The sequence below is a fragment of the Saccharopolyspora elongata genome (assembly GCF_004348985.1).
Lineage (GTDB): Bacteria > Actinomycetota > Actinomycetes > Mycobacteriales > Pseudonocardiaceae > Saccharopolyspora > Saccharopolyspora elongata.
Genome location: NZ_SMKW01000163.1, coordinates 1 through 8103 on the forward strand (window position 1 = coordinate 1; position 8103 = coordinate 8103).

Consider the following 8103-nt stretch of genomic DNA (forward strand, 5'->3'; position numbering starts at 1 on the left):
CAAGACCAGTCGGTCCGGCAGTCGCTTGCGACCCAGCCGAGGCAGCGCGTTCTCCCAGCGCGGCAACAACGGCTCTATTCGCTCCCACAGCTCGTCCGGCACGATCCACGGCGGCTGCTCACCCTTCTTCACACGATCATGATCAACCATCAGGGAATGCCAGTCACTACAAGTGATCATTCTGTTAGGAACCCTAAGGGAGTTTCGACGAGGTGCGCCTGGACAGCGGGGCGCTGATTTCGCGCGAAATCGCCATCTCCTGTCAGGCGCCCCTGATGGGTCGGGCGGAGCCCTCCTGAAATGACCTCCTAGGTGGCGAAGAGCTCGTCGATGTGGCAGCGCAGCACGGCCTCGGCGTCCCGGCCGGTCCGCTGGCCGACGAGCACCGCCGTGCCCAGCCCGTGGTTCAGCGCGATCAGGCGAGCCGCTTCCACGGACGCGTCGCGATCTCGCGACAGCTCACCGTCGGCCTGGGCCCTGCGCAGCGCGTCGGCGAGCTGCTCTTCGAGGTGGTTCAGTCCCGCAACGAAGGGCTGGTCGGCGAGTTCCGGATCGGTCATCGCCAGCACCGCGTAGGAGGCGCCGACGAGGTGGAAAGCCCGGCTCACCTCGTCGGTCGGTAGCGCCTCGGCGAGGAACGCTTCGACGAAGGCGCGGCCCGAGGGCGGGCTCGGCATCCGCTCCAGCCGCGCCGCCCACCGCTCCTGGCTCTGCCGTTCCAGGTGGCGCAGGGCGTCGTGCATCAGCTGGGCCTTGGTCTGGAAGTAGTACTGCACCAGCCGCAGCGAGACACCGGATTCGGCGGCCACCGAACGCATCGTCACCGCATGCAGACCCTCGCGCGCGGCCACCCGCACCAGGCCCTCGGCTATCTGCGCCCGCCGCTGGTCGTGGTCGACGGTCTTCGGCAATGCGACTCCCTCCGTTGTGATACAAGTGTATCTGATACAGATGTATCACAACGGCGGAGGACTCCATTGCGGCAGGAACGAGTCGGTGGCGCGGTGCTCGCGCTGGCCTGCGCAGCGCAGCTGATGGTCGTGCTCGACGTCTCGGTGATCAACGTCGCGCTCCCCTCGATCCAGGCCGAGCTGGGCTTCACGCCGGAGTCCCTGCAGTGGGTGGCGAACGGCTACCTCCTGACCTTCGGCGGCTTCCTGTTGCTGGGCGGGCGGTTGGCCGATCTGCACGGCCGGCGGCGGATCTTCCTGGCCGGCCTCGCGGCCTTCTCCGCGGCGAGCCTGGTGGGCGGCTTGGCCACCAGCCCCGCCGCGCTGATCGCCGCGCGCGCCGCGCAAGGACTCGGCGCGGCGGTGCTCGCCCCCGCGACCCTCAGCATGGTGACGACGACGTTCGCCGACGGTCCACATCGGACACGCGCGCTGGCGACCTGGACCGCGGTCAGCGTGGCGGGCGGCGCCGCGGGCAATCTCGTCGGCGGTGCCCTCACCGAGTTCCTGTCCTGGCGGGCCACCTTGCTGATCAACGTGCCGATCGGCGCGCTGGCGCTGGTCTCCGCGGCCCGCGCGCTGGCCGCCGACCGCCCTCTCGCGGCGCGCGGGACCCGCCTGGACCTGCCCGGTTCGATCCTCGCCACGGCGGGTCTCACCTGCCTGACCTACGGCGTCACGAACGTCCCGCTCGGTTGGACCGCCCCGCAGACCCTGGGTCCGCTCGCCGCCGGGGCCGCCGCGCTGGCGCTCTTCGCGGTGGTCGAAAGCCGATTCGCGGCCTCACCGCTGGTGCCGCCGCGGCTATTCCAGAACCGTTCGATCGCCGTGGGCAACGCGGTGATGTTGCTGGTAGGAGCGTGCTTCCAGGCGCCGATGTGGTACTTCCTCACGCTCTACATGCAGGACGTGCTGCACTACACCGCCCTGCAAACGGGCCTCGGCTTCCTGCCGCACACCCTCGTGACCATCGTGGCCGGGCGGCTCCTCACACCCTGGCTGATGCACCACGCCAGCGGCCGCACCTTGATCGTCGCCGGCGCGCTGATCGCCGCGGCCGGGTTCGCGTGGCAGAGCCGCATCGACGCGGACAGCGGTTACCTGGCCGGGATCCTCGGTCCGGCGATCGTCCTCTCCTTCGGCGGCGGCCTGCTGAACACGCCGCTCACGACCACGGTCACCGCTGGAGCTGCCGCAACCGAGGCGGGTGCCGCCGCGGGCCTGATGAACACCACCAAGCAGATCGGCGGCGCATTCGGGCTTGCCGCGCTGATCTCCATCTCCGGCACCCAGGACCCGCAGGCACCGGTGGATTACGCCACGGCATTCCTGGCCAGTGCGGGAATTCTCGTTGCGGCCGGTGTCGCGGCGGCGGCGCTACCGGCGCGCCGCGACGGCCACCGCTGAACGGCACCGGGCCCGACCCACGAGGGTGAACTTGGCGTTTTCGCGCGAAACCGGCAAGTCCCCTGAGGGGCGGGCGACGGTTTCGCGCGAAAACGGCGCCATCCCGGCACGTCGCGGACCGGATCAGGCGGCGGCATCCAGCAGGGCCGCGGCAATGACCTTGGCGCGTTTGGCCGGTTCCGCCGTTCGTTCGCGCAGGGCCGTGACGTTGGCCCCGTCGATCAGCAGCATCAGCTGTTCGGCCAGCTGCCGGTGGCCGCGGTAGCCCGCCTCCGCCAGGAGACCGTCCAGGTAGTCGGTGACCTCTTCCTTGTGCTCCGCCGCGACGCGGTGCGCCGCGCTGTCCGGGTCCGCCATCTCGACCATCGTGTTGATCGAGGCGCAGCCGCGGAAGTCCGGCGCCGCGAAGCGCTCCGCGAAGGCGTCGAAGACCGCCAGTGGCCCGCCACCGCGGCTGGCGACGTCAGCCTTCAGCCGCTCCAGCACGCCGTCGGCGTAACCGCGCAGCATGGTCACGACCAGGTCGTCCTTGCTGTCGAAGTGCCGGTAGAACGAGGCGCGGCCGACTCCCGAGGCGGCGACCAGCCGTTCCACTCCGACCGCCCGGATGCCCTCGGTGTAGAAGAGCTGCTCCGCGGCCTCCACGAGACGTTCTCGAGCGCGCGTTGCCATGCCGCCACGATATCCGAGCTTGCGCCAAAACGGAAACGATCGGTACCGTCCGCCACATGGAAACGATCGGTACCGTTTTGGGGAGTCCCCTTGACCAAGACCGCTGAACCCACCACCGGCCGCGTCCCGCTCCGGGTGGCGGTGCTGGCGCTGGGCACGTTCGCCGTGGGCACGGACGCCTTCGTCGTCGCCGGTGTCCTGCCGGAGATCTCGGCGGATCTGCAGGTGAGCATCGCCGAGGCCGGGCAGCTGGTGACCGTCTTCGCGATCGCCTACGCCGTGCTCGCGCCGGTCATGGCCACGCTGACCGGCAACTGGCCCCGCCGCCGCGTCCTGCTCGCCGCGCTCGCCGTCTTCGCGGTCGGCAACATCGCCACCGCGCTCGCCCCGGCCTACGGCGCGGTGCTCGCGACCCGCGTTCTCGCCGCCGCCGGCGCCTCCATGTTCACGCCGATCGCCGGGGCGACCGCCGCCGCGCTCGCTCCGGAGGACCAGCGCGCACGCGCGATTTCCCTGGTGACGCTGGGGCTCACCGCGGCGACCGCGCTCGGCGTGCCGATCGGCACGCTGCTCGGGACGGTCGCGACCTGGCGCGGCACCATGTGGCTCGTCGCCGCGCTCGGCGTCGCCGCCGGGATCGGCGTTGCGCTGCTCCTGCCGCCGGTTCCGGCACCGCCCGCCGCTGGCCTGCGCGAACGACTTTCCCCGCTGGGCAACGGAAAGGTCGTCGCGATCCTGCTGACCACGGTCGTCGCGTTCATCGGGATCTTCGTGGTCAACACGTACGTCAGCGTGATCGTCGGCGCCGCGACCGGCGGCAGCGGCATGCTGCTGGCGGTACTGCTGTTCCTGTCCGGCTGCGCCGGAACCGTCGGGAACCTGGTGGCCGGCGGCTGGGCCGACCGGATCGGGCCGCGACGGGTGATCGCCGCCGCCATGGCGGTCAGCGCGCTCAACTTCGCGGTGATGCCCTGGTCCACCGCCACTTTCGCCGGCGCGGTCATCGCGATCGTGGTCTTCGGGCTCACCTCGTGGAGCATCACGGTGCCGCAGCAGCACCGGCTGATCGCGGCCGCCCCGGCTGCGGCTTCCTTCGTCATTTCGCTCAACGCCTCCGGGGGATACCTCGCGGCGTCGCTGGCCGGGGTCATCGGCGCCGCAGCGCTGCCGTTCTCCCCCGCCGCACTGCCCTGGGTAGCAGCGGTGTTCGTAGTCGCGGGCCTGGCGATGTCCGAGTACGCGAACGCGGTCGGAGCCCGCCGATGACATCCACAGTGGACACGCCGAGCCGGTGGGCCGTGCCGGTGCTCGGGTTCGGCACCTTCGCGGTCGGCACCTGCGAGTTCGTGCTCGCGGGTGTGCTTCCGCAGCTCAGCGGCACCCTCCGGGTCTCGATGAGCACGGCCGGGCAGGTGGTGACCGCCTTCGCGCTGACGTGCGCGCTGGTCGCGCCGGTGCTCGTCGCCGCGACCGCGGGCTGGCGGCGGCGCCGAGTCCTGCTGCTCGCGGTGGCCGTCTACCTGATCGGGAACATCGCCACGGCGGTCGCGCCGTCGTTCCAGCTGGTGGTCGCGGCGCAGGTGGTCGCGGCCGCAGGGGCGGGCCTGTTCGTGCCGACGGCGGCTGTCACGGCGTCCGCGCTGGTGCCCGAAGACCGGCGAGGCCGCGCCATCGCCGCCGTGACAACGGGTTTCACCGCCGCGACCGCGTTCGGCGCGCCGCTGGGCACCGCCCTGGGCGCCGTGTCCGGCTGGCGGATGACGATGTGGTTCGTCGCCGGGCTGGCGGTGCTGGGTCTGCTGGGCGTGCTCCGGCTGGTGCCCGCCGACGTGGCGGCGTCGACCCCCGAGTCGCTGCGCGCCCGGTTCGCGCCGCTGGCCGACCGGCGGGTGCTGGTGGTGCTGGCGACGACGCTCATCGGCTTCACCGCCGTGTACCTGCCGTACACCTACATCGCCGCCGTGTTCGCGCCGGCCACCGAGGGGAGCGGAATCCGCCTGGCGGTGCTGATGTTCCTGCTCGGAGTGATCGGCACGATCGGCAACTTCGGGGCCGGCGCGCTGGCCGACCGGCTCGGCGGGCGCAAGGTCGTCGCGCTCGCGCTGGCCTGGCTGGTGGTCAGCCTGCTCGTGCTGCCGCTGACCACCGGGAGCTTCGGCCTGGCGACGGCGGAGATCGTGTTCTTCGGCATCGCGGCCTTCGCGATCACGACGCCGCAGCAGCACCGGCTGATCACGCTGTCGCCGGGCTCGGCATCGGTGCTGGTGTCGCTCAACGCCGCGATCCTCTACCTGGCCATCGCGGCGTCCGGCATCATCGGCGCGATCGGGATCGAGTGGGCGGGCGCCCAGCACCTGGGCTTCATCGCCGCCGCCCTCGCCGCAGTGGCGCTGCTCCTGTCGCTGCGCGACTGAGGTCACCCGGCGGGAACGGCCTGTTCACCTCGATAGGTGAGGCGAACAGGCCGTTCGCTCGATCCAGCGGCGGAGGGATCACGGCAAGGAACTCGACCTCGGCCACCCCGGCCCCTGACGGCACAGTCCAGGCATCCGCGCTGACCACCATCAGCGACCTGTTGGTCACCGTCGCCCACGGTCGACGCTCACCGCCTGGGCCTCGAGGGAGTGGGGGACCATCGGGGCATGCATGAGCTGTTATCCGCCGACGCCGTCGCCGGAGCCACCGATGATCTGCTGGTCCGCTGGGGCGCGCAGGCGTTGACGCCGGAGTACCCGCACGAGGCCGGGGCCGCGTGGCAGCACGGCCGCGCCGTGGCCGTCTACGCGCCGAAGCTGAGCCGGTACGACCGCGTGCTGTTCGGCGGCCCTGCCGACGACGCGGCGGAGCTCCTCGCGCGGGTCATGGCGGAGGTGCGCAGCGACCGGCTCCGGCCGCTCGCCGGCGCCGAACTCGCCGGGCCGGTCGCGGAGCGCCTCGGGCTGGAGGTGCGCGCGACCTTCGGGTGGATGCACCTCGCCACCGAGCCGCCGAGCGCTCCGACCACGGGCGTCGAGTGGCTCGCCGACGCCGATGAAGACGCGATCGCCAGCCTGCTGCGCAAGGCGAACCCGACGTCGTACCTGTTCCCCGACGATCCCGGGGCCTGCCGTTGGGCCGGGATCCGCGGCGCGGACGGCACACTGCTCGCCGTCGGCGCCGACTCCTGGCCCGCGCCCCGGCTCCGCCTGATCTCCGGCGTCACCACCCACCCCGACCACCGCGGCGCCGGCCTGGCTACGACGCTCTGCGCGTTCCTGACCGCAGAGCTCGCCCGCGACGGCGGCGTGGCGCTGATGGTCGACGCGGGCAACGAGCCCGCGCTCCGGGTGTACCGCGGGCTCGGCTACCGCTACCGCGCGATCACCGCGCTGGCCGGATGAGCTTGCCCGGGTTGAGGATTCCCGTGGGGTCGACGGCCTTCTTCACCGCCGCGAGGACCGCGCCGCCGACGTCGCCGATCTCCGCTTCGAGCCACGGCAGGTGGTCGGCGCCGACCGCGTGGTGGTGGGTGATCGTGCCGCGGCCCGCGATGGCGTCCGACGCGGCCATCTTCGCCCGCTGCCACTGGCCGAGCGGGTCGTCGGCGTCGCGGGCCGCCAGCACCGTGAAGTACAGCGAGGCGCCGGTCTCGTAGGCGTGCGAGATGTGGCACATCACGATCGGCGACTTGCCGTTGACCTGCAGGTTCCGCACCAGCGCCGTCCGCACCGCGGAGCGCAGTTCGCTGAGATCGGTCCAGTGCGTCGCGGTCTCCAGCGTCTCCACGCACACGCCGCGATCCAGCAGCGCGTCGCGCTGCCGCGGCCCCGAGAACCGGTGCGACCGCCAGGCTTCGCCGACCGGGCGGCCCAACCGGACCGTGCGGATTCCGCGCAGCGCGCGCAGGGTCGCCGCTCGGCGCTGCTTCAGCTCGCCGTGCGAGGCCGCGTCCCAGCCGAGCACCAGCAGGCAGGGCTGCCGGATTCCCCTGCCGCGCAAGTAGGTCTTCAGGGACCGGGCCTTGAGCGCGCCGGAGAGCTCCAGCTGCACGTCGGCCTCGTCCACATCGGACAGCCGGGTGACGTCCGCCAGCGCGCGCCCCTGCGCCAGCGCCCGCACCGCGTCGACGCCGGACTGCCAGCCGTCGACCACGAACGCCTCGTAGCGGCTCCGGGCCGGCGCAGGCCGGACGCGCAGCGCCACCTCGGTGATCACGCCGAGCGCGCCCTCGCTGCCGACCGCGAGCTGCCGCAGGTCGGGGCCCGCCGCCGACGCCGGAGACACCCCGAGCCGCCACTCACCGACCGGTGTCGCGAGCCGGACGCCCTCGACCATGTCCTCGAAGCGGCCGTAACCGGCGGAGGCCTGCCCCGCCGACCGGGTCGCGGCGAAGCCGCCGATGGTGGCCCGCTCGTAGGACTGGGGGAAGTGGCCGAGCGTGAAACCGTGTGCGGCCAGCAGGGATTCGGCTTCCGCCGCGCGCATCCCGGCCTGCACCACGGCGATCCGCGAGCCCGGATCGAGCGAGACCAGCCGGTCGAGCCGGGCCAGGTCCAGCGCGACGACCGCGGTCTTGCCGCCGCGCAGCGCGTCGACGCCGCCGACCACCGAGGTGCCGCCGCCGAAGGGGACGACGGCGATGTCATGCCGGACGCAGATCTTCAGGACGCCCTGCACCAGATCCGGGTCCGTGGGCAGCAGCACCGCGTCGGGCACCGCGAGCCTGCTGCCGCCACGGCGGCGCATCAGGTCCGTGTACGACATCCCGCCGGCGCGGCCGAGCCGTTCGGCGGGGTCGGTCAGCACCTGCTGCTCGCCGATCAGGGCCGCGAGCTCGGCGCGCGCCGCTTCCGGCAGGTCGCTCTCGGCGACCTCCAGCAGCGAGACGGGAACCGCCGGCGTGGCGGTCTCGGCCAGGCCGGTTCGCTGGCGCAACCAGCGCAGCGCGTGTGGTGACAACGGCGCAGCGGAGGCCCCCGATGGGGTCCAGCTGCCGCGGAGGGTGTGTTCGATCAGGCCGTTCACCAGTACAGTGTTACACATGACGTCGCAATGTCACAGCACTCGAGGTGGCAGCACCCCGCCGGCGCCCGCC

The 8103-nt window shown here is 72.4% G+C and carries 7 protein-coding genes; 4 read left to right on the forward strand and 3 right to left on the reverse strand.

All coding sequences use genetic code 11. From position 1 onward, the window contains the following. Positions 1 to 308: 308 nt before the first annotated feature. Positions 309 to 911, reverse strand: coding sequence for a TetR/AcrR family transcriptional regulator (locus E1288_RS45410; protein ID WP_132495437.1), 603 nt, complete (start codon positions 909 to 911; stop codon positions 309 to 311). Between the two features lie 66 nt (positions 912 to 977). On the opposite strand from E1288_RS45410, the gene E1288_RS45415 reads away from it, so the two are divergent. Next, positions 978 to 2357: an MFS transporter gene (locus E1288_RS45415; RefSeq protein ID WP_235884277.1), complete on the forward strand. Its 1380-nt coding sequence runs from the start codon at positions 978 to 980 to the stop codon at positions 2355 to 2357. Between the two features lie 123 nt (positions 2358 to 2480). Here the strand turns inward: E1288_RS45415 and E1288_RS45420 are convergent, their stop codons facing one another. Continuing rightward, entirely contained in the window at positions 2481 to 3029 is a 549-nt protein-coding gene (locus E1288_RS45420; RefSeq protein WP_132495439.1) for a TetR/AcrR family transcriptional regulator, read from the reverse strand. Between the two features lie 90 nt (positions 3030 to 3119). Between E1288_RS45420 and E1288_RS45425 the strand changes: the two genes are divergently transcribed. The 3 genes from E1288_RS45425 (at position 3120) to E1288_RS45435 (ending at position 6409) form a co-directional block, all read left to right on the forward strand. Then, entirely contained in the window at positions 3120 to 4295 is a 1176-nt protein-coding gene (locus E1288_RS45425) for an MFS transporter (RefSeq protein WP_207954933.1), read from the forward strand. After that, positions 4292 to 5443 (forward strand): MFS transporter, encoded by a 1152-nt coding sequence (locus E1288_RS45430; protein ID WP_132495441.1) that lies wholly within the window; start codon positions 4292 to 4294, stop codon positions 5441 to 5443. The genes E1288_RS45425 and E1288_RS45430 overlap by 4 nt, the downstream gene beginning before the upstream one ends. 228 nt (positions 5444 to 5671) lie before the next feature. Beyond that, complete coding sequence (locus E1288_RS45435) at positions 5672 to 6409, forward strand: GNAT family N-acetyltransferase (RefSeq protein ID WP_132495443.1); 738 nt, start codon at positions 5672 to 5674, stop codon at positions 6407 to 6409. On the opposite strand, the gene E1288_RS45440 is transcribed toward E1288_RS45435, so the two are convergent. After that, complete coding sequence (locus E1288_RS45440; RefSeq protein WP_132495445.1) at positions 6390 to 8033, reverse strand: FAD-binding oxidoreductase; 1644 nt, start codon at positions 8031 to 8033, stop codon at positions 6390 to 6392. The two genes, E1288_RS45435 and E1288_RS45440, sit on opposite strands and share 20 nt — an antisense overlap. Between the last annotated feature and the right edge of the window lie 70 nt (positions 8034 to 8103).